We start from the raw sequence: 25,685 nt of genomic DNA, 5'->3' as shown, positions 1-25,685 counted from the left end.
TCACACGATGAGCAGTACTACCAACTCGCCGACGCACCACACGTCCACGATCGGCGCCATCGGCGCGCCGAGCCGGCGCAACACCGAGCTGGCACTGCTCGTGTTCGCCGTCCTCATCCCGGTCTTCGCCTACGCCAACGTGGGGCTGGCCATCAACGACGAGGTGCCCGCCGGCCTGCTGAGCTACGGCCTCGGGCTCGGCCTGCTGGCCGGCGTCGGCCACCTCGTCGTGCGCAAGTTCGCCCCCTACGCGGACCCGCTGATGCTGCCGCTGGCCACCCTGCTGAACGGGCTCGGACTCGTCGCCATCTGGCGTCTGGACCAGTCCGAGCTGCTCCAGGACATCCAGCAGGCCGGCACCGCCGCGCCCCGCCAGCTGATGTACACCGCGATGGGCATCGCCCTGTTCGTCGCCGTGATGATCTTCCTCAAGGACCACCGCGTCCTCCAGCGCTACACCTACATCTCCATGGTCGGCGCCCTGTTCCTGCTGCTGCTGCCCCTGGTCCCGGGCCTCGGCAAGAACATCTACGGCGCCAAGATCTGGATCCAGGTCGGCTCCTTCTCCATCCAGCCCGGCGAGTTCGCCAAGATCGTCCTGGCGATCTTCTTCGCCGGCTACCTGATGGTGAAGCGCGACGCGCTCGCCCTCGCCAGCCGCCGCTTCATGGGCCTCTACCTGCCGCGCGGCCGCGACCTCGGCCCCATCCTGGTCGTCTGGATGGTCTCGATCCTCATCCTGGTCTTCGAGACCGACCTCGGCACCTCGCTGCTGTTCTTCGGCATGTTCGTGATCATGCTGTACGTGGCCACCGAGCGGACCAGCTGGATCGTCTTCGGTCTGCTGATGTCCGGGGTCGGCGCCGTCGGCGTCGCCAGCTTCGAACCCCACATCCAGCAGCGCGTCGACGCCTGGCTCGACCCGATGAAGGAGTACACGCTCTCCCGCGCGGGCGTCGGGGGCCACTCCGAGCAGGCCATGCAGGCCCTGTGGGCCTTCGGCTCCGGCGGCACCCTCGGCACCGGCTGGGGCCAGGGCCACTCCGAGCTGATCCGCTTCGCCGCCAACTCCGACTTCATCCTCGCCACCTTCGGCGAGGAACTCGGCCTGGCCGGTCTCATGGCGCTGCTGCTGCTCTACGCGTTGATCGTGGAACGCGGCGTGCGCACCGCCCTCGCCGCCCGCGACCCCTTCGGCAAGCTCCTGGCCATCGGCCTGTCCGGCGCCTTCGCCCTCCAGGTGTTCGTCGTCGCCGGCGGTGTCATGGGTCTCATCCCGCTCACCGGTATGACCATGCCCTTCCTGGCGTACGGAGGTTCCTCCGTCATCGCGAACTGGGCCCTGATCGGCATCCTGCTGCGCATCAGCGACACCGCGCGCAGACCGGCACCCGCCGCTCCCGCCAACCCAGACGCCGAGATGACCCAGGTGGTCCGACCGTGAACAAGCCACTGCGCCGCATCGCGATCTTCTGCGGCCTCCTGGTCCTCACCCTGCTCGTCCGCGACAACTGGCTCCAGTACGTCCAGGCCGACGAGCTCAAGGAGGACGAGCACAACCGCCGTGTCGCCATCGAGCGGTACGCCACCCCGCGCGGCGACATCATCGTCGACGGCAAGGCCATCACCGGACACGCCACCACCAAGGGCGACTTCAAGTACAAGCGCACCTACAAGGACGGCGCCATGTGGGCGCCCGTCACCGGCTACGTCTCCCAGGCCTACGGCGCGACGCAGCTCGAGGCCATCGACGACGGCATCCTCACCGGCAACGACGACCGGCTCTTCTTCCGCAACACCCTCGACATGATCACGGGCCGCAAGCGCGAGGGCGGCAACGTCGTCACCACCCTGAACAGCGCCGCGCAGAAGGCCGCCTACGACGGTCTGAAGAAGCAGGGCGCCAAGGGATCCGTCGTGGCGCTCGAACCGTCCACCGGCAAGATCCTCTCGATGGCCTCCTACCCGTCGTACGACCCCACCGCGATCGCCGGCAGCAACGAAGCGGCCGGCGAGGCCTGGAACAGGCTCCAGAAGAAGAACAACCCGAACGACCCGATGCTCAACCGCGCCCTGCGCGAGGTCTACCCGCCCGGCTCCACCTTCAAGGTGCTCACCGCGGCCGCCGCACTGGAGCACGGCAGGTACGACTCGGCGGACGAGAAGACGGACTCCCCGCTGCCCTGGACCATGCCGGGCACCACCACCGAACTGCCCAACGAGGGCGACCTCCCCTGTGAGAACGCCACCCTCCGCGAGGCCCTGCGCGTGTCCTGCAACACGGTCTTCGGCAAGATCGGCTCCGACCTCGGCAACGACGAGATGCTCGAGACGGCCAAGAAGTTCGGCTTCACCGAGGAGCAGTTCGTCCCCGTCCGCTCCAGCGCCTCGGTCTTCTCCGACGACATGAACCCGTCGCAGACCGCGCTCTCCTCCATCGGCCAGTACAACACCGCCGCCACCCCGCTCCAGATGGCCATGGTCACCTCGGCCATCGCCAACAACGGCACGCTGATGAAGCCGTACATGGTCGACGAGCTCCAGGCCCCGAACCTCGACACCATCGAGAAGACGGAGCCCGAGGAGATGAGCAAGCCGCTCTCCGCGGACAACGCCCAGATCCTGCAGTCCATGATGGAGACCGTCGTGGAGGACGGCACGGGAACCAACGCCCGGATCGACGGCGTCACCGTCGGCGGCAAGACCGGCACCGCACAGCACGGCGTCGACAACAGCGAGAACCCCTACGCCTGGTTCATCTCGTACGCCAAGGGCGACGACGGCAGCGCGCCCGTCGCCGTGGCCGTGGTGATCGAGGACGAGAACGCCGTCCGCGACGACATCTCCGGCGGCGGCCTCGCGGCGCCGATCGCGAAGAACGTGATGGAGGCCGTTCTGGACAGCAAGAAGTGACCACGAGCTGAACAGGGCGTGACTCCGGTCACGTCCCCTTCACATAGGCGCACGTTGCGATACCGGTCCTGTATCGGGTATCGAGCTTGGCCAGGTCACCCGGAACGAGCCGGGTACGGTAGGCCGGACGGCAGCCTCCGACCGTACAAGCATGCCGGTCGGGACCGACGGAGAGGGCTGGTAGGTAACCATGGAAGAGCCGCGTCGCCTCGGCGGCCGGTACGAGCTGGGCCAGGTGCTCGGCCGTGGTGGCATGGCGGAGGTCTACCTCGCGCATGACACCCGGCTCGGCCGCACCGTGGCGGTGAAGACGCTGCGCGCGGACCTCGCGCGCGATCCGTCCTTCCAGGCCCGCTTCCGCCGGGAGGCCCAGTCGGCCGCCTCGCTCAACCATCCCGCGATCGTGGCGGTCTACGACACGGGCGAGGACTACATCGACAACGTGTCGATCCCGTACATCGTGATGGAGTACGTCGACGGCTCCACGCTCCGTGAGCTGCTCCACTCCGGCCGCAAGCTGCTGCCGGAGCGGACGCTGGAGATGACCATCGGCATCCTCCAGGCGCTGGAGTACTCGCACCGGGCCGGCATCGTCCACCGCGACATCAAGCCGGCCAACGTCATGCTCACGCGCAACGGCCAGGTCAAGGTCATGGACTTCGGCATCGCCCGCGCCATGGGCGACTCCGGCATGACGATGACCCAGACGGCCGCGGTGATCGGCACCGCCCAGTACCTCTCCCCGGAGCAGGCCAAGGGCGAGCAGGTCGACGCCCGCTCCGACCTGTACTCCACGGGCTGCCTGCTCTACGAGCTGCTGACCGTACGGCCGCCCTTCGTCGGCGACTCCCCGGTCGCCGTCGCCTACCAGCACGTACGCGAGGAACCGCAGGCGCCCAGCGTCTTCGACCCCGAGATCACGCCCGAGATGGACGCGATCGTGCTGAAGGCGCTGGTCAAGGACCCCGACTACCGCTACCAGTCGGCCGACGAGATGCGGGCCGACATCGAGGCGTGCCTCGACGGCCAGCCCGTCGCCGCCACCGCCGCGATGGGCGCCATGGCCGCGGGGGGCTACGGCGCCTATCCGGACGACCAGCCGACGACCGCCCTGCGTTCCGACGCCGGCGCGGGCGCCACGACCATGCTGCCGCCCATGAACCCGGACGACGGCGGCTACGGCTACGACGAGCGCCCCGACCGGCGCCGCCAGCAGCCGCGCAAGTCGAACACCTCGACGATCTTCCTCGTCCTGGCCGGCGTCCTCGTCCTCGTCGGCGCGATCCTGATCGGCATGCAGGTCTTCGGCGACGACGGGGGGCCGAGCAACGACAACGTCGCGGTGCCCGCCCTGGTCGGCCAGTCCCAGGCCGACGCCAAGCAGCTGCTCACCAACTCCGACCTGAAGCTCGGTACGGTCGAGCGGAAGCCCTGCGAGGAACAGCCCAAGGGCAACGTCTGCGACCAGGACCCCGAGCAGGGCACCGACGTCAAGAAGGAGTCCACCGTCAACCTGGTGGTCTCCACCGGTGCGCCGAAGGTCGCCGTGACGAACGTCATCGACAAGAACGTCGATGAGGCCACCCGGCAGCTCGAGGCCAAGGGCTTCGAGGTCGAGACCAAGCAGACCGAGTCCTCGCAGGACGAGGGCACGGTCCTCAGCCAGGACCCGGACCCGGGCACCGAGCTGGAGAAGGGCTCCACGGTGACCCTGGAGGTCGCCAAGGCCGAGGAGAAGGCCACCGTGCCCGACGTGCTCGGCCGCAGCTGCGACGAGGCCAAGGCCCAGATGCAGAACAACGACCTCGAAGCCACCTGCACGGACCAGCCGACCAACGACCCGAACCAGGTCGACAAGGTCATCTCCACGACACCCTCGGCGAACCAGCAGGTCGACAAGGGGTCGAAGGTGACGATCGTCGTCGGCAAGGCCGTGGCGAAGACGAAGGTCCCGGAGATCAAGCTGGGCACCCCCCTGGGTCAGGCACAGCAGACCCTGAACCAGGCCGGCTTCACCAACATCCAGGTCTCCGGCCCCGCGGACGGCAACGCCGTGGTGATACAGCAGACCCCGCCGGCGGGCACCGAGGTCGACGACCCGGCGGCCACCCAGATCACCCTCACCACCGTCGGCGGCAACGGCGGCGGCAACGGCGGCGGTGACAACGGCGGCGGCTTCATCGGCGGCCTCCGCGGCAGCGACGACTGACCCACCGCAGGAGCCCCGGTCCCTCGGACGAGGGACCGGGGCTCCTTCGCGTTCTCGGGGCCCTTCGCGTGTCCGGGGCCGAGGTCCCGGACACGCACCGTCAGCTCACCGCAGCTCCGCCGGGGGCGTCCGGTCCCCGTCCACCTTCTCCGTGCGGACCAGTTCGCCCCAGACCACGTACCGGTACTTGCTCGTGTACACCGGTGTGCAGGTCGTCAGGGTGATGTAGCGGCCGGGCTTCTTCTTGCCGGACTCCCGGGGCACCGCGTCGAGGACCTTGACGTTGAACTTCGAGGTCTCGCGAAGGACGGCGTAGGTCTTGTAGACGTACCAGGTGTCCTTCGTCTCGAAGACGATCGGGTCGCCCTCCTCTATCTTGTCGATCTTGTGGAACTTCGCCCCGTGCCCGTCGCGGTGGGCCGCGAGCGAGAAGTTGCCCTTCTTGCCCGACGTGGGCAGCGTCGCCTTCACCGGGTCCGTGTAGTAGCCGGCCACGCCGTCGTTGAGGATCTTCATCGACGTGCCCTTCTCGACCAGGATGTCGCCGTTCCCCATCGCCGGCACGTGCAGGAAGCCGATGCCCGCCCTGGTGTCGAGCGCTCCCGGGCCGTCCGGCCCGACCCGGTCCTGGGCCCAGTCGTCACGGACCTTGTCGGCCTGCTCGTCCGCCGCGCGGTCGGCGACCACGTTCGTCCACCACAGGGAGTAGACGACGAACAGGCCGAGCACCAGGCCCGCGGTGATGAGCAGTTCGCCGAAGACGCTGACGACCTGGGCGACGATCCGCCCGGGGCCGCGGCGGCGTGCCGCGGGCTCCGGTGGGCCGTCCTCGCCGGCGTGCTCCTGGTGCTGCGTGTCGGTGGTCGATGCCACTGGTCATCCGCCCTTAACTGACGAGCGCATCCGGCTTGCCCTTGCTGCGCGGCCGTTCCTCGACCATCTTGCCCCAGACGATCATGCGGTACTTGCTCGTGAACTCCGGCGTGCAGGTGGTGAGGGTGATGTAGCGGCCGGGCTCCTTGAAGCCGGACTGCTGGGGCACCGGGTCGAGGACGCTGACGTTGCTCGGCGACGTCACCGGAAGGATCGACGCCATCTTGTAGACGAAGTACTCGTCCTGCGTCTCCACGACGATCGGATCGCCCGGGCTCAGCCTGTTGATGTACCGGAACGGCTCCCCGTGCGTGTTGCGGTGCCCCGCCAGCCCGAAGTTGCCCGTCTTCGCGTCCGGCATCGCCGTCTTCAGCGCGCCCTCGGCGTAGTGCCCGACCATGCCCCGGTCCAGCACCTTCTTGCTGTTGATGCCCTCCGCGATCGGCACCACGACGTCCAGCTTGGGGATGTGCAGCAGCGCGAAGCCCTGCCCCGGTTCGAAGGTCCCCGGATTGCGCTTCCCGCTCGCCCAGTCGTCCTGCAGGTTGCTCGCCGCCCTGTCCGCCTGCGCCTGCGCCCGCACGTTCGTCCACCACAACTGGTAGGTGACGAACAGCAGCATCAGCACGCCGGTCGTGATGAAGACCTCGCCTATCGCACGGCTGGCGATCACCGCGGCACCCGGCTTGCGCGCACGGGCCTGCCGACGCGCCTCCACGCGCGACAGAGGCGCTTTCGGCTCGGCGGCCGACCCGGACACCGTCGACGGCCCGCGGGACGCCCCACGGCGCCCGTGACGCCGTTTCGCGGCCTTCCTGCGGGCCGCGCGCCCACCGACCGCCGGGCTGTCCGCGGGAGGAGCCGCCCCGGCCCGCGCCGGCGGCGGGCCGGGCACCCGCAGCGCCACCGTCTCGTCGTCGACGACCGGGCCGTACGGCCCGGTCGACGAGAGGTCCTCGTGACGACCGTCCCCGAACGCACCGGAATCCCCGTACGGCCACCCGTACGAGGATCCCTGGTCACCGGCCGCGCCGGAGTCGCGCTCGGGGCGCAGCGCGGTCACGCCGTGGCCCTGCCCACCACCGGGGCGAGCCCCGCCGACCTCGCCACCGCGCCCTGGTCGCCGCACTCCGCCAGCCAGTTGGCCAGCATCCGGTGCCCGTGCTCGGTGAGCACCGACTCCGGATGGAACTGCACGCCCTCCACGGGCAGCTCACGGTGGCGCAGCCCCATCACGATCCCGTCGTGCGTACGCGCCGTCACCTCCAGCTCGGCCGGCACCGTGGCCGGCTCCGCCGCCAACGAGTGGTACCGCGTCGCCGTGAAGGGCGAGGGCAGGCCCGCGAAGACGCCCCGGCCCGTGTGCTCGACCGGTGAGGTCTTGCCGTGCAGCAGCTCCGGCGCCCGGTCCACCACGCCGCCGTACGCCACCTGCATGGACTGCATGCCGAGGCAGACACCGAAGACCGGCACCCCGGTCGCCGCGCAGTGCCGCACCATCTCCACGCAGACCCCCGCCTGCTCCGGCGTGCCCGGTCCGGGGGAGAGCAGCACGCCGTCGAAGCCGTCCTGCGCGTGCGCCGTGGACACCTCGTCGTTGCGCAGCACCTCGCACTCGGCGCCCAGCTGGTACAGGTACTGGACCAGGTTGAAGACGAAGCTGTCGTAGTTGTCGACGACGAGGATGCGCGCGCTCACTGGTTGTCCACCGTCACATCGTTGAAGGGAAGCAGCGGTTCGGCCCACGGGAAGACGTACTGGAAGAGGACGTAGACCACGGCCACCGCCAGCACGAGTGAGAGCAGTGCCTTCACCCACGCGTTCCCCGGCAGATGCCGCCAGATCCAGCCGTACATGCCGTCCCTTCCGTCGCACCACGGCGCCAGACTCACGCCGTACCGCACCAGACTAGCGGCGTGGTGCCCTCCGGAACGGCGTCAATCCACAGGCTGGGCGTAGTGCAGGTCCGCCGTGCCCGAGTAACCCGGCAGCGTCACCGTCCCGTCGTCCTCGACCTTCCAGCCGAGCCCGTAGACGTTGACGTACACCATGTAGTTCTGGATCGTCGGCGACGCCGCGAGCGCCTCCTTCAGCCGCTCCGGATCACCGACCGCCTGGATCTTGTACGGCGGTGAGTAGACGCGGCCCTGCAGGATCAGGGTGTTGCCCACGCAGCGCACCGCGCTGGTGGAGATCAGCCGCTGGTCCATGACCTTGATGCCCTCGGCGCCGCCCTGCCAGAGCGCGTTCACGACCGCCTGGAGGTCCTGCTGGTGGATCACCAGGTAGTCGGGCTGCGGCTCCGGGTAGCCGGGCAGCTTGGCGGTGGCGTCCGGCGGGGCGTCGTCGAGCGTGACCGATATCGCCTCGCCCTTCAGCTTGTGCGTGCCCGCCTTCTTCTCCAGCTCCGCGAGCTTGTCGTCCTCGGCCTTGGTGCTGCCGTCGTCCCGGTCGGCGAGCGCGTCGACGTCCTCGCGCAGGGCCGCGTTGGACTCCTCCAGGCCGCCGTTCTCCCGGCTGCGCTCGTGGATGAGATCGGACAACTTGAGCAAAGAGGCGTCCGTACGGATATCGGTGCCTTTGGCGGTGTCGAAGCTGGTGAAGAAAATGAGCCCCGCGAGAGCGAAGACGGCCGCCGTGAGTACCCGCAAGGGCCGGAAACGGCGCCGGCGGACAGGGCTGGATCCCGCCTGGGGGGAGTCGGCAGAATTGCTCAACGTACCCTTATCTCCTTCGGCGCCACGGAAGCACTACGCTAACGGACGCCCGGGGGAGCGCTCGAAGTCCCCGACCCCGTTCCCTGCGCGGCCACGCAGCGCATCGACAGGAGAGACCCTCGTGCCGAAGTCACGTATCCGCAAGAAGGCCGATTACACGCCGCCGCCCTCGAAGCAGGCGACCACCATCAAGCTGACGAGCCGCGGCTGGGTCGCGCCCGTCATGCTGGCCATGTTCGTCATCGGCCTCGCCTGGATCGTCCTCTTCTACGTCACCGACGGTTCCCTCCCCGTCGACTCGCTGGGCAACTGGAACATCGTGGTGGGCTTCGGTTTCATCGCCGCCGGATTCGGCGTCTCCACGCAGTGGAAGTAGCCCGGCGATAGCCCGACAGCAGCTCTGCCCAGGGCTATCCACGGAGTTATCCACAGGCGCTGTCCACACGGTGGGGAAAAGAAAGACGATCTGTGGATAACCCGCTGGGCATTGACGCCGGTGTGACGGAAGTACCGGCAACCGAAAACATGTTCGCCCCCTGCCTGACCTGCGAAAACACGGGTCAGTGACAGGGGGCACACCTGTTCCCGCACGCTGTGCACAAGATCGGGCACCCGCTGTGGACAAACCTGTGCTCAGGTGAGCTGGACGGTCCTCAACAGGGTCACCCCTACGACGGCCACGAGAACCAGCGCGCAGGCTCCGTACTGCACGAGGACGCGCCGCTCGCGCGGTGCGTGGAGCATGGCGTAGCCGACGACGGCGCCGGCGACGAGGCCGCCGATGTGGGCCTGCCAGGCGATGTTGGCCCAGGTGAAGGTGAAGACCAGGTTGATCGCCAGCAGGATGACGACCGGCCGCATGTCCGCGTTGAGCCGGCGTACGAGAGCGGCGGTGGCGCCGAACAGTCCGAAGACCGCGCCGGAGGCGCCGAGCGTGGCCGTGCTGGGCGAGGCGAGCAGGTAGGTGAGGGCGCTGCCGGCCAGGCCGGAGACGAGGTAGAGCGTGAGGTAGCGGGCTCTGCCGAGAGCCGCTTCCAGGGGGCCGCCGAGGAACCAGAGGCTGAGCATGTTGAAGCCGATGTGCCAGATCTCCTCGTGCGTGAACATCGTGGTGACCAGGCGGTACCACTCGCCCTCCGCGACGCCCTCGGTGGGGACGAAGGGGGCCGGGGGCCAGCGTCCGATCAGCACCATGTCGCTCAGGAACGAGTCCGACAGGGCGTGGACGGCGAGGAACACCGCCGCGTTGATCCCGATGAGGATCTTGGTGAGGAGGTGCGGGTCGGCGGCGACGGTGCCGCCCGCCAGGGTGCGCGGCCGGGACGCGGCCGGGGCGGGTCCGTGGCCGCCCGTGCGACCGGCGGCGCAGTCGGGGCAGTGGAAGCCGACGGAGGCGTTGACCATGCAGTCCGTGCAGATGGGCCGCTCGCAGCGGGTGCAGCGGATGCCGGTCTCACGGTCCGGGTGGCGGTAGCAGCCGGGCAGGCTCCGGGCATCGGGTGAGCTGGCTGCCGCGTGATCCATGGCTTCCCCTCGATCGTCCTGCGAGCGGTGTGCGCCATCGCACCGCCCCGCCCATCTTTACGGATGAGCGGGGCGTTTGGTTCCTGCCCGGTGTGCCGCTCGGTCAGCCCTCGCGGGTCTCGACGACGACCGACTCGATGACGACGTCCTGGAGCGGACGGTCGGTGCGCGGGTTGGTCTGTACGGCGGCGATGGTGTCGACGGTCTTCCGGCCGGCGGCGTCGGCGACCTCGCCGAAGATCGTGTGCTTGCGGTTCAGCCAGGTCGTCGGGGAGACCGTGACGAAGAACTGCGAACCGTTGGTGCCGGGACCGGCGTTGGCCATCGCCAGGAGGTAGGGCCTGTCGAAGGCGAGGTCGGGGTGGAACTCGTCCTCGAACTGGTAACCGGGGCCGCCGGTGCCGTTGCCCAGGGGGTCGCCGCCCTGGATCATGAAGCCGCTGATCACCCGGTGGAAGACCGTGCCGTCGTAGAGCGGGTCCGTGGACTTCTCCCCGGTCTCGGGGTTGGTCCACTCCCGCTCGCCCTTGGCGAGCTCGACGAAGTTCCTGACCGTCTTCGGGGCGTGGTTCGGCAGGAGCCGGACCTCGATGTCGCCGTAGTTGGTCTTCAGGGTGGCGTAGAGCTGCTCGGCCACGATGTGCCTTCCGTCGTCTTCTCGTGCCCACCGATCCTCGCACGGCCCGGGGCGCGTACGTCGACCGGCGGGCGGAACCTGCTCCGATTCGGCGACGCCGGTTGCGGATACCCGCTCGGGTGACGGGAGGAGGTGCTACGACGAGTACTACTGGGTCACGAGCGCGGGGCGCCGATCCGTGGCATTGTCGTCGGCAGGCTCCCGTTGCCCGGTATTCATCCGTTATCGAGATTGATCGGCTCTTGTCCGCAACTTCGTATCACTTGCCCCAGAGAGCCCGGAGACATCGTCCGTGACCCGGATGCCCGCCCTCACATGCCTGGCAGTGCGTCCGCAGGCATGATCCGTAAAAGGGTGGAAAGTCGAATTACCGTACGCCACCGAGGAGGAGGAACCCGTGACCCGCATCGACAGCGTGCGCGCCGCGACCGGTTCGGCGAAGGACAGCGTGCTGCACGCCGCGGAAGTGGTGGCGCCCTACGCCGACACGGCCAAGGACAGGGCCGCGCACTACGCACAGGAGGCGCGCGGACGGCTGGCGCCCAAGGTGTCGCAGGCCGCATGCCAGGCTCGTCTCCAGTACGGCACGCATGTCGCGCCGCGGTTGGAGCAGGCCCGTACGCATGTTCCGCCGAAGATGGACGCGGCCGCCCAGGAGGCTGCCGTCCGTACGCGCCTGGCCGCCCGGCAGGCGGCCGACTACTCCAAGCCGATGATCGAGCAGGCGGTGGCCGCGGCCGGACCCGTGAGGGACGAGGCCGCGGCGCGGGGTGCCGCCGCGCTGGCCGCGCTGCGGGGCCAGGTCACGGCCAAGGAGATCCAGAAGCTGACGCGCAGGCACCAGCGACGGGCGAGGGCCGGTCGTATCGCCAAGGCCCTGGCGGTGGCGGGTGTCGTCGCGGGCGGCGCATTCGCCGCCTGGAAGTGGTGGGACAAGCAGGCCAACCCGGACTGGCTGGTGGAGCCGCCGGAGGCGACCGAGGTTCCGGAGGCGGGGCGGCTGACGTCGGTGGACGGCACCGGTGAGGCGATCCTCGACCCCGAGGTCCAGGCCAAGCAGGCGCAGGACGAGGCGGCGGAGGGTGAGGAACCCCGCTGACCTCAGCGGGGCCGACGCGCGACGCCGTGGGGCGGGAGACTTCGAGGTCTCCCGCCCCACGGCGTTGTTTCACGTGAAACGGTCGTTCAGCGACCGTAGCGGCGCTCGCGCAGGGAGTAGGAGCGCAGGGCGCGCAGGAAGTCGATCTCCCGGAAGTCCGGCCAGTAGGTCTCGCAGAAGTGGACCTCGGCGTAGGCGGACTGCCAGAGCAGGAATCCGGAGAGACGCTGCTCGCCCGAGGTGCGGATGATGAGGTCGGACTCGGACCGCGTCTTGGAGTACAGGTGCTTGGAGATGTGCTCCATGGTGAAGGTCTCGATGAACTCGTCGATGTCCCCACCCTGCGAGCTGTGCTCGGTCAGGGCGGACCGTACGGCGTCGACGATCTCCCGGCGACCCCCGTAGCCCACGGCGACGTCGACCTTGGTTCCGCCCTTGCGGTCCTGGGTGGCGGCGGTGGCGGTCTTCAGGCGGCTCGCGGACTCCGCGGGCAGCAGGTCCAGGGCCCCGACCGCTTCGACGGGCCAGGGGTTCCCCGGCGCGGCCAGCTGCTCGACGACCTCGGCGATGATGTCGATGAGCGGGTTCAGCTGGTCCTCGGGCCGGTGGAGGTTGTCGTCGGAGAGCATGAACAGGGTGACGTGCTCGATCTGCGCGGAGTCGCACCAGCGCAGGAAGTCCAGCACCTTGGCGCCGCCGGCCCGGTAGCCCTCACGCGGGTCGTCGATGCCCGACATCTTGGCCCACCGGCGGTTCCCGTCGAGCATGATGCCGATGTGCTGGGGGCGTGGGCGTCCCTCCAACTCCCTGACCAGGCGCTTCATATAGAGCTTGTCGAGAGCGGCCCGAACCTTCGCCCGCATGGTTACCCCTTCCACCTCGTCGGCAGCGACCGGACGGCTCCGACGGCGATGAGCCACGTGGCACCGCCCCGCAGGGGTGTGGCGCTGGTGCCCTGTGGGGTGACGATATCAAGAGCAGACCGCACCGCCCCGGTGCCGAGCGGCGTCCGTCCGTGGGCCCCCGCGCGGGGAGGCGCGGGGGGCGGTCGGTCGTTCATGTCGATCAACTGGCCTTCTTCGTCGAGTCGTTGTGCGGCGGACACGAGGGGTGACGGGCCGGCTGCGCCACCGGCTGTTCCGGGGGCGCGGCCGCGGCCGCGCCGAGGCTGCGGCGTGGCTCCGCCGTGGATGCGAAGAGCCCGTCCGGACTTGCGTTTCCGCAGGTCGGACGGGCTCTTGAGGTGTGGAGCCTAGGGGAGTCGAACCCCTGACATCTGCCATGCAAAGACAGCGCTCTACCAACTGAGCTAAGGCCCCGTAGGAGGCTTCCAGCCGGAGGAACCGCGTACCGGCGGGCGCCGCAGACAAGAGTACCGGGTCGCCCCCCGTATCTCACAAATGATTGGGGCTCCCGGGGAACAACCACGCTCCGTAAGATGCTCGGCGTGGTTCGCTGGAGCGAACTGCGGTTCTTGGGGAAGCGATGGGGAGACGCAATGGACGCCGCACAGCAGGAAGCCACCGCAAGAGCGCGGGAACTGCAGCGGAACTGGTACGGGGAGCCGCTGGGGGCGCTCTTCCGTAGGCTCATCGACGATCTTGGTCTCAACCAGGCCCGTCTCGCGGGGGTGCTGGGGCTGTCCGCGCCGATGCTGTCGCAGCTGATGAGCGGCCAGCGGGCGAAGATCGGCAACCCCGCGGTGGTCCAGCGGGTGCAGCTGCTGCAGGAGCTGGCGGGCCAGGTCGCGGACGGCAGCGTGAGCGCGGCCGAGGCGACGGAGCGCATGGACGAGATCAAGAAGTCGCAGGGGGGCTCGGTGCTCAGCAACACCACGCAGACGACGAACAGTTCGGGGGCACCCACGGTCAAGCGCGTGGTGCGCGAGATCCAGTCGCTGCTGCGGTCGGTGGCGGCGGCCGGCGACATCATCGACGCGGCGGACGCGCTCTCCCCCACCCACCCGGAGCTGGCGGAGTTCCTGCGGGTGTACGGCGCCGGCCGCACCTCGGACGCGGTGGCGCACTACCAGTCCCACCAGAACTGATCGCGGGCCCGGCCGCCCAGGGGGGTGGCGGCCGGGCGCCGAAGGGGCGCCAGGGGAGGAGCGACGCACGGTCATGGGTGAGGTCTTCGCCGGACGGTACGAGCTGGTCGACCCGATCGGTCGCGGTGGGGTCGGTGCCGTCTGGCGCGCCTGGGACCATCGCCGCCGGCGCTACGTGGCCGCCAAGGTGCTCCAGCAGAGGGACGCGCACGCCCTGCTGCGCTTCGTACGCGAGCAGGCGCTGCGGATCGATCACCCTCATGTGCTGGCGCCCGCCAGCTGGGCCGCCGACGACGACCAGGTCCTGTTCACCATGGACCTGGTCACCGGGGGTTCGCTCGTCCACCTGGTCGGGGACTACGGCCCCCTGCCGCCCGGGTTCGTGTGCACCCTGCTCGACCAGCTCCTGTCGGGGCTGGCGGCGGTCCACGCGGAGGGCGTCGTGCACCGTGACATCAAGCCCGCCAACCTGCTGCTGGAGGCCACCGGAACGGGCCGGCCCCGGCTGCGGCTGTCCGACTTCGGGATCGCGATGCGGCTGGGGGAGCCCCGGCTGACGGAGACCAACCTCGTGGTGGGAACGCCCGGTTATCTCGCGCCGGAGCAGATGATGGGCGCGGAGCCGGACTTCCCCGCCGATCTGTTCGCCGTGGGCCTGGTCGCCCTGTATCTGCTGGAGGGGGCCAAGCCGGACGCCAAGGCGCTGGTGCAGTACTTCGCCGAGCACGGGACGCCGCCCGCGCCGCAGGGCATTCCCGAGCCGCTGTGGCAGGTCGTCGCGACGCTGGTCCAGCCGGATCCGCCGGCGAGGTTCCGCACCGCCACCGGGGCGCGCAAGGCGCTGGCCGCCGCGGCGGAGCTGCTGCCGGAGCCCGGACCCGACGACGAGCTGATCGAGATCTTCGACCAAGTCGGGCCGCTGCCCTCCGGGTTCGGCCCCGCCGGGCCGCTCGTCAGGGCCTCCGGCGTCGACCACACCCCGACGGACCCACGACGGCCCCCCACCCCGGGGACGGCTCCGGACGGCACCCCACCGACGCCGGACCGGACACCGAGCCCTCCGGACGGCACCCCATCCACCCTCGGCCGGCCACCGACACCCCCGGACGGCACCCCATCCACCCTCGGCCGGACACCGAGCCCTCCGGACGGCACCCCACCGCTCCCGGAGCACGCGCCGGCAGGCCACGCGCCGGCGGGACACGACGGCATACCGGGCCGCACTCCGCCCACCTCGGCGGGAAGTCCCCTCGCCCCCGGCCTGTCACCGCCCGTCCCGACCGGCCCCCCGCCGGCCCGCACGCCGGCACCGCCCACCCCGGCGGTACCGGTCCCCGCCTCGGACGACGGGTCGTCGGCATCGTCCGGCGGGGCCGTGCGGCCCGCCGCCATGTCGGAGACCGGCAGCTTCCGCCTGCCGCCCCCGCAGGCGACCGTCACCTCCCCGCCGGCGCCCGCTCCCCAGCCACCTTCACAGCCTCAGCCCCAACGCCAACCCCAACCGCAGCCCCAGCCCCAGCCCCAGGCACCGTCGCCGTCGCCGTCGCCGGTCGGTCCCCACGGCCCGCGGTACGAGGCCGCGTACGCGCCACCTCCCGCGCCGGCCATGACACCGTCCCCGCCGCGGCGCGCCGACGACCCGACCGCGTCGTACACCGCCCGCACCCCGCGGGCGGCCTCTCCCGCGCAGGCGCCCGCGCAGCACCGCGCGCGTCGTCGGCGGCGGCGTCGGCCCGGCCCTCCGGCCAGGGTCGCGGTCCCGCTCCTGCTCCTCGCGCTGGCCTGCTACGCCGTGGGCTTCTGGGCCCTGAGCCGCCTTTGAGGACGGACGTCCGCTAGGCCCTGCGCCGGGCCACCGCCGTCCACACGCCCAGGCCGACGAGCAGCAGACTGCCGGTGCCGATCCCGCCCGCGGCGACCGCCTTCATGGCGAGGTCGTCGCCCTCCGCGGCCCCGCCGTCCGCGGCCCCGCCCTCCGGGGCGGCCACCCGGTCCTGGGCCGAGACCTCGAAGACGCCCTTCGGCCGGGACTCCCCCGCGTACGGCGGCCCGGCCCGCCCCGTCCCGCTGAGCCGGACCCGCAGGGTCAGCTCGAAGGGGCCCTCGCCGAAGTCGTCGGCGACCTGCGCCGCGAGGTGCACCACGAGGTAGTACGCGCCGGCGAACCGCATCCCGCCGACCTGGCCGTCCGCCGCGTACCGGTTGGCGTGGTCCACCGGAGGCAGGGGAGCGAGGCCGACCGTGGTCCGGCGGCCGGTGTACCCCTTGGCCGCGTCGTCGACCTCGCCGCGCACCGGGTTGTGGAGGGCCAGGTGCAGGGCGCTGGTGGCGTAGCCGGAGGCGTCGCCGGAGCCGTCGAGTTCCGCGGTCGCGTGCACCCGGCGGCCCCAGTCGACCGGCACCTCGTAGAAGAGGGTCTGTCCCGGTCGGATGTCGTCGCGCCACACACCCTGCCCGACCGAGGTGGCCTGGGCGAACCCCTCACCGGCCGCACGGCGTTGCGGGGCGCCGGCGAGGGGTTCGGGTGAGGCGGAGTCCCAGGGCCCGGGCGTGGTGGGCGTGTCGGCCGCCGCGGGGGGCGGTTCGGTGACGGCGGCCAGTTCCAGGTCCCAGGCCCGGGGCGGGGAGTCCTGGGGCCGGGTCCGCTCGACGGTGACGTAGTAGGTGCCGGGGTCCTGGCAGCGGGTCGCGCCGGGCGCCATCTCGCGGACGGTCCAGGCGGTGACCGGGCGGGGACTGTGGGCGGCGCCGAAGGTGGCGCTGTCGGTGGAGCAGGAGTTGCCGTCGGCGTCCCGCAGGGAGACGCGGATGCCGTCGACGGCGGTGACCTCCCCGGCGGAGCCGGGCACGGCGGTGACGGAGACGTGGGTGTCGGAGGAGGCGTCGAGTGCGACGCGGTAATAGAGGACGCCGTTTCTCGGCAGGGAGCTGCGGTACGTGGCGCCGGGTTCCAGCGGGGCGGCGTCCGCGGTGCCGCTCGCGCCCTCGATCGGCCGGGCGTCCTCGGCGAATGCGTAGCCGGCGGGCGCACCGGCCGCGAGGGCCGGATCGCTCAGCAGGCCCGGACCGCCCAGCAGGCCCGGGCCGCCGAGCAGGGCGGCGGCCGTGGCCAGTACGGCGGTCAGGGCGGCCGACCGCACCGGCACCCCGTACGCCCGATCACCGCGCGCACCCGAGGAGCGTGCGGACACGTCCTCCCCCCGCACCCCGCGTGCGGACCCGTGTCGCACCGCCACACGCCGCACGGTCGTGGGCACCGGACGCCGGTCGTCCCCTGATCCGGCCCGGCGTCGAGCCGTACACCACCGTCCCACCATCCGCCACCCCTCGCGCTCGCCGGCGCCGCCGCCGTACGGACCGGACCCCGGCCCATCCTGCCGCGCGACCCCGTACTCCCGCGCCCCCGCACGTAATCCGGGCAACACAAAACCCCGACCGTAGGACGGCCGGGGTCTGCTCAGAACCGGATGTCGGTCCTACTCACGAACCCGTGGGCACGGAGTCAGTCGCCTCCGTCCACAGATCCTGCTCGGCGCGATCCGCCTGGATCTGGCGGTACACGAGGAGCCCGCCGATGGCGGCCAGTGCGACCAGGAGAAGCTTCTTCACCGCGCGACCTCGTCTTTCCTTGACGTAGGGGACCTCTGGCGCCCGACTATACACACCGGCCGATACCGATCGGTGACCTGTGCCGACGGCCAACTTCCCGTCTCCGGAGCCCGATACGGACGGACGAAACCGTTCCGATCGGAGGGTGATCACATCTCCACGGACGGTGACTTTTGCCCCCCTCCCTCCCGTCTGGGGACCTTTTCCGGCGCCTTGCGGCCATCCGAGTGGTGTTCATCTGAACATCGCCGCGCCACGTGTGGAGGTCCACCACTTCGCGGCCCGCATACACATCATGAGGAAAGTACGCAAATCGCCCAACCCGAAAGTGAGGGGTTATGGCCCGGAACAAGGTCATGACGCTGTGGACCACCATCGTCACCGCCTTCCTCGCGCTGTGCACGGCGCTCGGACTCATCACGACGACCGCCTCCGCGGCCGTACCGCAGCCCCGAACCCACAGCAACAGCGAGAGCGCCTCCCCCGAGGCGGCACCCGCGGCGGTGGCCCCCTGGTCCGGGTCACGTACCGGCTCCCTGCCCCCCACGATGAAACAGCGCATCCGCGCCGAGGCCCACGGCAAGGCCCCCAGCTGCCGCCACCGCCCGCTCACCGACGCCGCCTCGGCCACCGGTCTCCTGTGCGACGACGACACGGCGGAGTCCCCCGCCCAGCACACCGCTCCCCTCCAGCGCTGAGCGACCCGGCGAGCGCCAGGACCCCGGCGCGCCGCCCGACACCGACGTCACGGCGATCTGCGTACCGCACCGCACGCGAGAAACGGCCCGGCCGCTCGACAGAGCAGCCGGGCCGCCGCCGTGTGCGGGGACCCCTCGGCCGTCGTCCCGTCCGCCGAGGCCCCTTCTCATGGAGGTTCCCCGCGAGCCGTAGCCTGGTGCCGCACCAGGACCCGGCCCGACGACGGAAAGGTGGTGAGGACCGGCATGAGCAGGCACGTCGTCGTCGTCACGGCCGTCCACGGCCCCTCCGCCCCCTTCCTCACGGAGGCGCACGCGTCCCTGTGCGCACAGGAGTTGCCCGCCGGGTGGGACTGGCGCTGGGTCGTCCAGGAGGACGGGCGGACGGACGACGTACGGCCGTACGTGCCCGACGACCCGCGCGTCGTCTTCCGGCAGGGACGGCGGGACCGCCAGGGCGGCCCCGGAGTCGCCCGCACCCTCGCCCTGTCCCACGCGGACGGCGAGTACGTGAAGATCCTGGACGCCGACGACCAGCTCACCCCCGGCGCCCTGGCCCGGGACCTGGCCGCTCTGGAGGCCGACCCGACCCTCGGGTGGGCCACGTCGCGCGCCCTCGACCTGCTGCCGGACGGCTCGACGGCCGGCTTCCCCGGCGATCCGGCGCACGGGCCGATCGAGCCCGGCGAGGTGCTCGACCACTGGAAGGCGAACGACTTCCGCTCCCAGGTCCACCCGGCGACCCTCCTGGTACGGCGCGATCTGCTGCTCGCGCTCGGCGGCTGGATGGCCCTGCCCGCCTCCGAGGACACCGGCCTGCTGCTGGCGCTCAACTGCGTCAGCCGTGGCTGGTTCTCCGAGGAGGTGGGGCTCCTCTACCGCAAGTGGCAGGGACAGGTCACCGGTCAGGCGCCCCACGTGGACCCGGCCGAGCGGGCCGCCCGGATGGCGGTCGTGGAAGCCAGGGCGCTGGCGCTGGCCTCCTCGGGGTGGGGCTTCCCACCCGCGGCCGGCGGCCCGCGGGAGCGTCCGTGAACCGGGCGCCGAGGTGACCGGACCGGCGGTTCAGGGGAGCGTCTCCGCGTCCACCCGCGAGAAGATCAGGTCGCTCTCCCCGGTCACGGGCCCGCGCCAGCGGACCGGCACACCGGGCTCACCGCTCAGGGCCGGCGGATAGCTTCCGGGCGCGTAGTCGTTGGCCAGCCGGTAGACGTGGAAGCCCGCGTCGCCCATCACCGCCAGCAGGTCCTCGATGGAGTCCCCGAGCCGGGCCATCCGCTCGGGCGTCACCTCGACGCTGATCTCCGCGTCGGGCCGCAGTCCGCCGAGCATCGGCGCCATCCCGCGCACGACGCTCCCCTCCGCGCCCTCGACGTCGATCTTGATCACCCGGGCGTTCGCGATCTCGGCCGGTTCGAGGAGTTCCGGCAGCGGCCGGGCCTCGATCTCGAAGGTCGATTCCGCCGGGCCGTCGTACGGGACGATGCTGTTCGCGCCCATGTTGCGTGAGCTGGCGAGCACGAAGGTCAGCGTCTTGTGACCGTCCGACACGGCGGCGTTGAGCGCCCGGATGTTCCCGCGGCCGTTGAGCCGGCCGTGCCGCACCAGTCGGCGGTGGAAGTCGGGGGAGGCCTCGATCGCGACGACCCGGCCCTCCTCGCCGACGAGTCGGGCGGCCAGCACGCTGAAGACCCCGATGTTGGCCCCCACGTCGACGAAGCCGTCCCCCGGCCGCAGCCGGCGCCGCAGCCAGGCCGTCATGTGCGGCTCCCAGACGCCGAACAGGTAGAGGTACCGCTGGATGAGGTCCTGGGTGTCCACGGCGAACAGGTCGCCGGAACGGACCCTGACGACCCGTCGGCGCGGACGCTCGCGCAGAGTGGGGTTCAGCCAGCGCGCGGCGAGCTCCGCCTTGCCCCACCCCCCGGGCGCGTTCCGCACGTAGCGGCTGCCGAGCGTCACCAGCGCCTCCGGCACGCGCATACCCGGTCTCCCCGCGATCCTCAGTCCCTCCCCGTCACGGTGATCGCGGCGGCCGGACACCCCTCGGCCGCCTCCCGCACCCGCGGCGCGTCGACGTCGTACTCACGGCCCGGTATCACGGCGCCCAGCCCGTCCACCTGGGTGAAGACGGACGGGGCCCGGTGCACGCAGTCTCCGGAGCCGTAGCACTGCTCGGGGTCGACGGAGATCCTCATACGTACTCCAGCGGCGGTCGGCATCGGAACCTTCAGGACGTGCCTGCCCACTGACCGGCGCCCCGAACCCGCCTCGTGCACGCGCGCGTTGGACCCGTCGGCACCCGGGGCGAGACCCGCCGCCCCGCCCGCACCGCAGCCGGTCACCCGAGGCCGCCGCCCGTCACGGCCCCCGGCGCCCCGCCGGCATGATCGGGCACCGGTCCCTCCCCTCGTGGGGACCGGTGCCGGACCATGCCGGCGGCGTGCTGCGCGCGGTGTGGACCGGGACGGGGCCGGGCAGACGGAAGCCGACCGAAGCTGACCGAGAACATGCGGCCTCACCGGATGGCTCCCCTGGCGCTGGGCCGCTGACCTGTCCGGGCGTCGGGCGGCCGTCTCGCCACTGCGACGCGATCCTGCCAGTCGGGGCCGCCACCGAGGAGGTCCTGGTGCCGCGACGATGACGTAGCCGCAGGTCAGACATATAGAGTGAGTTTTCCGGTCCGGACGTCCAGGCGCGGGGGAAGTGAGGAGTGGAAACCTTGGGTTTCGACTCAGGGGCACGCACGGCCTTCGCCGAACGTCTCGCACTGCTGTACAGGGAGGCCGGCAACCCTCCCCTCAAACGCGTCTCCGAAGCGGTCGTCCGGCTCCAGCGGGTCGACGAACGCGGGCGCCCGGTACGGGTCTCCGCCCAGCGGATCAGCGACTGGCGGCGGGCCCGGAACGTACCGGCCCAGTTCCCCGCCCTCGCGGCGGTGCTGCACGTCCTCATACCCCAGGCGCGGCGCGCACGGCCGGTACCGGTCTCCGCCGGCCTGTACGACCTGACCCAGTGGCAGCGCCTGTGGGAGCGGGCGGTGGCCGACCCGACCGGTGAACGCCCGGCGCCGTCCGACCCGGAGGAGGAGCAGCACGCGTCCGAGACCGGGCCCGCGCCCGGCGGGGTCTGCCCCTACCGCGGGCTGGCCGCGTACCGCCAGGAGGACGCCGGCTGGTTCTTCGGACGGGAGCGGAGCACCAACGCCCTCGTCACCCAGCTCCGCGCGACCGAGGCCACAGGCGGCCTGGTCATGCTCGTGGGCGCCTCGGGGGCGGGGAAGTCCTCGCTGCTCAACGCCGGCCTGGTGCCCGCCCTGCGCCACGGCGCGCTGGACGGGGGGAGCGGCCCGCGGAGAGAGGTGGTCCAGCTCGTACCGGGAGGCGATCCGCTCGGTGAGCTGACCCGACGGATACCCGGGCTCGCGTCCGTCGTCGCCGCGACGGAGGCCGCCGCGACGGAGGCGGCCTCGGCGCCGGACCACGCGACGCAGGACCGGCCGACGCAGGACCGGCCGACGCAGGACCGGCCGACGCAGGACCGACCGACGCAGGACCCCGCGGCGCACGGGCCCGGCACCCCGGAGGTCACGCGTGCGGCGCGGGAGGCCGTCACGGCGTGGGCCCGCGCCAGGGCGTCCTCGCCCGCCCGCCCGGTCGTCATCGTGGACCAGTTCGAGGAGATCTTCACCCTCTGCGCCGAGGAGACGGACCGGCGCCTGTTCGTCCAGCTTCTCCAGGCCGTCTGCACACCCGGCGGTCCTCACGACCCGGCGCCCGTGCTCGTGGCCCTCGGAGTGCGCGCCGACTTCTACGAGCAGTGCCTGCGCTACCCCGAACTGGCCGACGCGCTGCAGCACCGGCACATGGTGCTCGGGCCGCTGACCACCGCGGAGCTGCGCGAAGCGGTGACCGGCCCGGCCAAGGCCGTGGGCATGGAACTCGAGCCGGGACTGGCCGAACTGATCATCCGGGAGGTCAGCAGCGACGGCCCGCGAGGGGCCCACGACGCGGGCGTGCTGCCCCTCCTCTCCCACGCGCTGCTCGCCACCTGGCAGCGGCGCAAGGCGGGCCGGCTGACCCTGGCCGGCTACCGCGCGGCCGGTGGCATCCAGGGAGCGGTGGCGGCGACCGCCGAGCGGGCCTGGTCCGGCCTCGACCCGGCGGCACGCACGGCCGCGCGCCTGCTCCTGCTGAGACTGGTCCGGGTGAGCGAGGACACCCAGGCCACCCGCAGGCGCGGCACGCGGCGCCGGCTCGCACAGGAGTCCAGGGACCCCGGCAAGACCGAGGAGTCGCTCGAAGCGCTGGTACGGGCCCGGCTGGTCACCCTCGACGCGGACACCGTGGAGATCACCCACGAGGCGCTGCTGCACGCCTGGCCGCGCCTGCGCGACTGGATCGACGAGGGCCGGGCCGACAACCTGCTGCGCCAGCGGCTGGAGGAGGACGGCCGGGCCTGGGAGGAGTCGGACCGGGACGCCTCACTGCTCTACCGGGGCTCCCGCCTGGAGCAGGCCCGCGGCTGGGCGCAGTCGGCGGGCGACACCTTCCTCACCCGGAGCGCCGTGGAGTTCCTGGCCGCGGCGGTCAGGCTGCGCCGGCGCACCGTCCTGATCAGCCGCGCGGCGGTGTCGGCGCTGGTCGTCCTGGCGCTGCTCGCGGTCGGGTCCGCGGTGATCGCCTGGCAGCAGCGCAACGACGCGGTGTTCGACCAGGTGGTCGCCGAGGCGGACCAGGTCCAGTACACGGACCCCTCGCTGTCGGCCCAGCTCGACCTGGCGGCGCACCGCCTGCGCCCGGACGACGAGAACGTGCGGAACCGGCTGCTCTCCATCGTGAACGCGCCGCTGGCCACGCCGCTCCTCGGCCACACCGGCGCCGTCTACCTCACGTCCTTCAGCCCCGACGGCCGGCTCCTGGCGACGGCCAGCTACGACCGGACCGTACGGCTGTGGGACGTGTCGGACCCGGCCCGTCCCGAACCGCTGGGCGCTCCCCTCGCCGGCCACACCAGCTGGGTGAGCGCCGCGGTGTTCAGCCCGGACGGGCGCACCCTGGCCAGCGCCTCGGACGACGGCACCATCCGGCTGTGGGACGTCAGCGCCCCCGACCACCCGCGCCCGCTCGGCGCACCCGTGCCCGGCAACGGCGGCACCGTCTACCTGCTCGCCTTCGGACCGGACGGGCGCACGCTGGCCTCCGCCCACGACGACCACGCCGTCCGCCTGTGGAACGTGGCCGACCCGCGCCGCCCCGAGAAGCTGGGCACGCTGACCGGCCCCACCGCGGCGGTGCGCTCGGTGGCGTTCAGCCCCGACGGACGGACGCTGGCGGCCGGTGGCGACGACGACACGGTCCGGCTCTGGAACGTGGCCGACCCCCGCGACGCCGCACCGGTCGGCCGGCCCCTGACCGGCCACACCGGCCTGGTGCACTCCGTGGCCTTCAGCCCCGACGGACGCACCCTGGCCAGCGGCGGCGCGGACGACACCGTCCGGCTCTGGAACGTGGCCGAGCCCGGCGACGCCACGCGGATCGGCTCACCCCTGACCGGGCACACCGGGCCCGTCTGGTCGGTGGCCTTCAGCCCCGACGGGGACACGATCGCCGCGAGCAGCGCCGACAGCACGGCGCGCCTGTGGAACGTCAGCGACCCGGCCTACCCCTCGCAGGTGGGCGTGCCCCTCTCGGGAAGCAGCGGCGAGATGTACGCCCTGGGCTTCAGCCCGGACGGCCGCACGCTCGCCACCGGCAGCGGCGACAGCAAGGTCCGGCTGTGGTCGGTCCCGACGTCGGACGTGATCGGCCGCACCGGGGCGTTCCGCCCGGACGGCCACGTGCTGGCCACGGCGGCGCGCGACGGGCGGGTCCGGCTGTGGAACGTGTCCGACCCCGGCCGGCCCAGGGCCCTGGGCGCCCCCTTCCGGCCGGCGGAGGGCGACGTGCGGTCGCTGGTGTTCTCCCCGGACGGCGGCACGCTCGCGGTGCTGACGGGCAGCCGGGCGATGCAGCTGTGGGACGTCTCCGACCCCACCCGGCCCACCGCGCACGGCCCGCCCGTGGCGCTGCGCACCCGCTACGCCGGGCCCGGCACCCTGGCGTTCGGCCCGGAGGGCGACACGCTGGCCACGGCCTACGACGACCGCACGATCCAGTTGTGGGACACCGCCGACCCGTCCCGCCCCCGCCCGCTCGGCGAACCGCTCGCCGGCCACACGGGATACGTCAACACCCTCGCCTTCAGCCCGGACGGACGCACCCTCGCCAGCGGCGGCGCGGACGACACCGTCCGCTTCTGGGACGTCGGCGACCCCGGGCACGCCGGCCCCCTCGGTCCCCCGCGCACGGGCCACCTGGGACCCGTCAACGTCCTGGCCTACAGCCCCGACGGCCGTACGCTGGCCAGTGGCAGCGACGACGGCACCGTCCGGCTCTGGAACACCACCGACCCCTCCGGTGCGCCCCGGCCCGACTCCACCCTCTCCGGTCACACCGACTCGGTGGTGTCGCTGACGTTCAGCGAGGACGGCGACACCCTGGCCAGCGGGGCCAACGACAACACGGTCCGGCTCTGGGACGTCGGTACGCCCGCCGAGGCCGCGCCCATCGGGGAGTCGATGAGTCCCAACACCCAGACGGGCACCTTCCTGTCCTTCAGCCCCCTGAGTCACATGCTCGGGATCTCCAGCGGCACGGACACCGTGCGGCTGTGGAACCTGGACGTGGACGACGCCATCGACCGCATCTGCTCGTCCACCCGGGGCGTGCTCACCGAGGAGAAGTGGCACGAGCACCTGCCCCGCCTCTCCTACGAGGACCCGTGCGACCGGTGAACGGCTCCGCCCCCTGCATGCCGAAGGCCCCCAGCCGTGTCGACCCGCGGCCTTCCTCGTGCTCGGTGGTGTCAGAGACCGGTGTCGGCGGAGGCGGGCGCGGTCGCCAGAGTCTGCGCGGGCTGTCGGGTGTGCTGCCCGGGTGTCTGGGCCCGCAGCTTCTCCGCACGTTCACGCGGGTCGTATCCGGGTCCGACGCCCTCGACCAGTACGAGGTCTCCACTGATGTGGTCGGCCCGCAGCCGCAGGATCCTCTGGTACTCGGGAGACTCGTACCAGGCGCGGGCCTCGGCCATGCCGGGAAACTCGATCAGCACCATGCTGCCCGGCCAGCTGCCCTCTACCACCGCCGTCGGCGGGCCGTGGATCAGGAAGCGGCCATGGAACGGGTCGAGGGTGTCCTGGATCCTCACGAGGTACTCGAGGACGTCCGGATGGTGGCGACGGTCACGTAGGTGTGCGAACCCGTATGCGGGCACGTCCGGCCCTTTCGTTCGTTCCGGTGGGAGAACGCGAACGTAGCC

Annotated in this window: 23 protein-coding genes and 1 tRNA gene; 10 read left to right on the top strand and 14 right to left on the bottom strand. The window is 71.7% G+C overall.

What is annotated here, in order from left to right:
* Positions 1–7: 7 nt before the first annotated feature.
* The 3 genes from SAM23877_RS18065 to pknB all read left to right on the top strand — a co-directional run bounded on the left by SAM23877_RS18065 (position 8) and on the right by pknB (position 5,122).
* A complete protein-coding gene (locus SAM23877_RS18065; RefSeq protein WP_053134044.1) occupies positions 8–1,444 on the top strand; it encodes an FtsW/RodA/SpoVE family cell cycle protein in 1,437 nt (478 codons plus the stop codon).
* Positions 1,441–2,913, top strand: coding sequence for a peptidoglycan D,D-transpeptidase FtsI family protein (locus SAM23877_RS18060; protein ID WP_053134041.1), 1,473 nt, complete (start codon positions 1,441–1,443; stop codon positions 2,911–2,913). Before SAM23877_RS18065 ends, SAM23877_RS18060 begins: the two co-directional genes overlap by 4 nt.
* A gap of 190 nt (positions 2,914–3,103) precedes the next feature.
* Positions 3,104–5,122, top strand: coding sequence for a Stk1 family PASTA domain-containing Ser/Thr kinase (gene pknB / locus SAM23877_RS18055; protein ID WP_053134040.1), 2,019 nt, complete (start codon positions 3,104–3,106; stop codon positions 5,120–5,122).
* 105 nt (positions 5,123–5,227) lie between these two features.
* Here pknB and SAM23877_RS18050 read toward each other — a convergent pair whose 3' ends face one another.
* The 5 genes from SAM23877_RS18050 to SAM23877_RS18035 are packed head-to-tail and all read right to left on the bottom strand — an operon-like array spanning position 5,228 to position 8,712.
* Positions 5,228–5,995 carry a class E sortase gene (locus tag SAM23877_RS18050; RefSeq protein WP_053134037.1) on the bottom strand — a complete coding sequence of 256 codons (768 nt, stop codon included), beginning with the start codon at positions 5,993–5,995 and terminating at the stop codon, positions 5,228–5,230.
* Positions 5,996–6,008: 13 nt separating this feature from the next.
* Complete coding sequence (locus tag SAM23877_RS18045; protein ID WP_053134034.1) at positions 6,009–7,058, bottom strand: class E sortase; 1,050 nt, start codon at positions 7,056–7,058, stop codon at positions 6,009–6,011.
* Entirely contained in the window at positions 7,055–7,693 is a 639-nt protein-coding gene (locus SAM23877_RS18040; protein WP_053134030.1) for an aminodeoxychorismate/anthranilate synthase component II, read from the bottom strand. The genes SAM23877_RS18045 and SAM23877_RS18040 overlap by 4 nt, the downstream gene beginning before the upstream one ends.
* A complete protein-coding gene (locus tag SAM23877_RS37525; protein WP_174532177.1) occupies positions 7,690–7,887 on the bottom strand; it encodes a hypothetical protein in 198 nt (65 codons plus the stop codon). The genes SAM23877_RS18040 and SAM23877_RS37525 overlap by 4 nt, the downstream gene beginning before the upstream one ends.
* A gap of 45 nt (positions 7,888–7,932) precedes the next feature.
* Positions 7,933–8,712: a DUF881 domain-containing protein gene (locus SAM23877_RS18035; RefSeq protein WP_053134027.1), complete on the bottom strand. Its 780-nt coding sequence runs from the start codon at positions 8,710–8,712 to the stop codon at positions 7,933–7,935.
* Positions 8,713–8,833: 121 nt separating this feature from the next.
* On the opposite strand from SAM23877_RS18035, the gene crgA reads away from it, so the two are divergent.
* Positions 8,834–9,088, top strand: coding sequence for a cell division protein CrgA (gene crgA / locus SAM23877_RS18030; protein WP_053134024.1), 255 nt, complete (start codon positions 8,834–8,836; stop codon positions 9,086–9,088).
* Positions 9,089–9,345: 257 nt separating this feature from the next.
* Here crgA and SAM23877_RS18025 read toward each other — a convergent pair whose 3' ends face one another.
* Together SAM23877_RS18025 and SAM23877_RS18020 are read right to left on the bottom strand one after the other, a co-directional pair.
* Entirely contained in the window at positions 9,346–10,236 is an 891-nt protein-coding gene (locus tag SAM23877_RS18025) for a rhomboid family intramembrane serine protease (RefSeq protein WP_053134021.1), read from the bottom strand.
* A 103-nt stretch (positions 10,237–10,339) separates the two neighbouring features.
* On the bottom strand, positions 10,340–10,873 hold the full coding sequence (locus SAM23877_RS18020) for a peptidylprolyl isomerase (RefSeq protein WP_053134017.1): 534 nt from the start codon (positions 10,871–10,873) through the stop codon (positions 10,340–10,342).
* 397 nt (positions 10,874–11,270) lie between these two features.
* Between SAM23877_RS18020 and SAM23877_RS18015 the strand changes: the two genes are divergently transcribed.
* Positions 11,271–11,972, top strand: coding sequence for a DUF5324 family protein (locus SAM23877_RS18015; RefSeq protein WP_053134014.1), 702 nt, complete (start codon positions 11,271–11,273; stop codon positions 11,970–11,972).
* Positions 11,973–12,058: 86 nt separating this feature from the next.
* Here the strand turns inward: SAM23877_RS18015 and SAM23877_RS18010 are convergent, their stop codons facing one another.
* The gene (locus tag SAM23877_RS18010; RefSeq protein ID WP_053134011.1) at positions 12,059–12,835 is read right to left on the bottom strand and encodes an isoprenyl transferase; all 777 of its coding nucleotides are present in this window, start codon (positions 12,833–12,835) and stop codon (positions 12,059–12,061) included.
* Positions 12,836–13,218: 383 nt separating this feature from the next.
* Positions 13,219–13,291 (bottom strand) — tRNA-Ala (locus SAM23877_RS18005).
* Between the two features lie 179 nt (positions 13,292–13,470).
* Here SAM23877_RS18005 and SAM23877_RS18000 point away from each other — a divergent pair.
* Both SAM23877_RS18000 and SAM23877_RS17995 read left to right on the top strand, forming a co-directional pair.
* The gene (locus SAM23877_RS18000; RefSeq protein ID WP_053134008.1) at positions 13,471–14,019 is read left to right on the top strand and encodes a helix-turn-helix domain-containing protein; all 549 of its coding nucleotides are present in this window, start codon (positions 13,471–13,473) and stop codon (positions 14,017–14,019) included.
* Between the two features lie 73 nt (positions 14,020–14,092).
* Positions 14,093–15,841, top strand: a complete 1,749-nt coding sequence (locus SAM23877_RS17995) for a serine/threonine-protein kinase (protein ID WP_053134005.1) — start codon at positions 14,093–14,095, stop codon at positions 15,839–15,841.
* A gap of 13 nt (positions 15,842–15,854) precedes the next feature.
* Here SAM23877_RS17995 and SAM23877_RS17990 read toward each other — a convergent pair whose 3' ends face one another.
* Together SAM23877_RS17990 and SAM23877_RS40825 are read right to left on the bottom strand one after the other, a co-directional pair.
* Positions 15,855–17,336, bottom strand: coding sequence for a hypothetical protein (locus SAM23877_RS17990; protein WP_244902960.1), 1,482 nt, complete (start codon positions 17,334–17,336; stop codon positions 15,855–15,857).
* Positions 17,337–17,499: 163 nt separating this feature from the next.
* Positions 17,500–17,628, bottom strand: a complete 129-nt coding sequence (locus SAM23877_RS40825; RefSeq protein ID WP_003999697.1) for a DLW-39 family protein — start codon at positions 17,626–17,628, stop codon at positions 17,500–17,502.
* Between the two features lie 338 nt (positions 17,629–17,966).
* Between SAM23877_RS40825 and SAM23877_RS17985 the strand changes: the two genes are divergently transcribed.
* Positions 17,967–18,326 carry a DUF6344 domain-containing protein gene (locus SAM23877_RS17985; RefSeq protein ID WP_053133999.1) on the top strand — a complete coding sequence of 120 codons (360 nt, stop codon included), beginning with the start codon at positions 17,967–17,969 and terminating at the stop codon, positions 18,324–18,326.
* Between the two features lie 246 nt (positions 18,327–18,572).
* A complete protein-coding gene (locus tag SAM23877_RS17980; RefSeq protein WP_053133996.1) occupies positions 18,573–19,361 on the top strand; it encodes a glycosyltransferase family 2 protein in 789 nt (262 codons plus the stop codon).
* Positions 19,362–19,391: 30 nt separating this feature from the next.
* Here SAM23877_RS17980 and SAM23877_RS17975 read toward each other — a convergent pair whose 3' ends face one another.
* Positions 19,392–20,309, bottom strand: coding sequence for an FkbM family methyltransferase (locus SAM23877_RS17975; protein ID WP_174532229.1), 918 nt, complete (start codon positions 20,307–20,309; stop codon positions 19,392–19,394).
* Between the two features lie 20 nt (positions 20,310–20,329).
* Positions 20,330–20,524: a ferredoxin gene (locus SAM23877_RS17970; protein WP_053133993.1), complete on the bottom strand. Its 195-nt coding sequence runs from the start codon at positions 20,522–20,524 to the stop codon at positions 20,330–20,332.
* Between the two features lie 515 nt (positions 20,525–21,039).
* On the opposite strand from SAM23877_RS17970, the gene SAM23877_RS17965 reads away from it, so the two are divergent.
* Entirely contained in the window at positions 21,040–25,161 is a 4,122-nt protein-coding gene (locus tag SAM23877_RS17965) for a WD40 repeat domain-containing protein (protein WP_053133990.1), read from the top strand.
* A 71-nt stretch (positions 25,162–25,232) separates the two neighbouring features.
* On the opposite strand, the gene SAM23877_RS17960 is transcribed toward SAM23877_RS17965, so the two are convergent.
* The gene (locus SAM23877_RS17960; RefSeq protein WP_063796782.1) at positions 25,233–25,640 is read right to left on the bottom strand and encodes a DUF1330 domain-containing protein; all 408 of its coding nucleotides are present in this window, start codon (positions 25,638–25,640) and stop codon (positions 25,233–25,235) included.
* Positions 25,641–25,685: the final 45 nt, after the last annotated feature.

The organism is Streptomyces ambofaciens ATCC 23877, from assembly GCF_001267885.1.
Classification (GTDB): domain Bacteria; phylum Actinomycetota; class Actinomycetes; order Streptomycetales; family Streptomycetaceae; genus Streptomyces; species Streptomyces ambofaciens.
The sequence above is the reverse complement of the archived record's forward strand: the minus strand, read 5'-3'. Positions and strand labels throughout refer to the sequence as shown.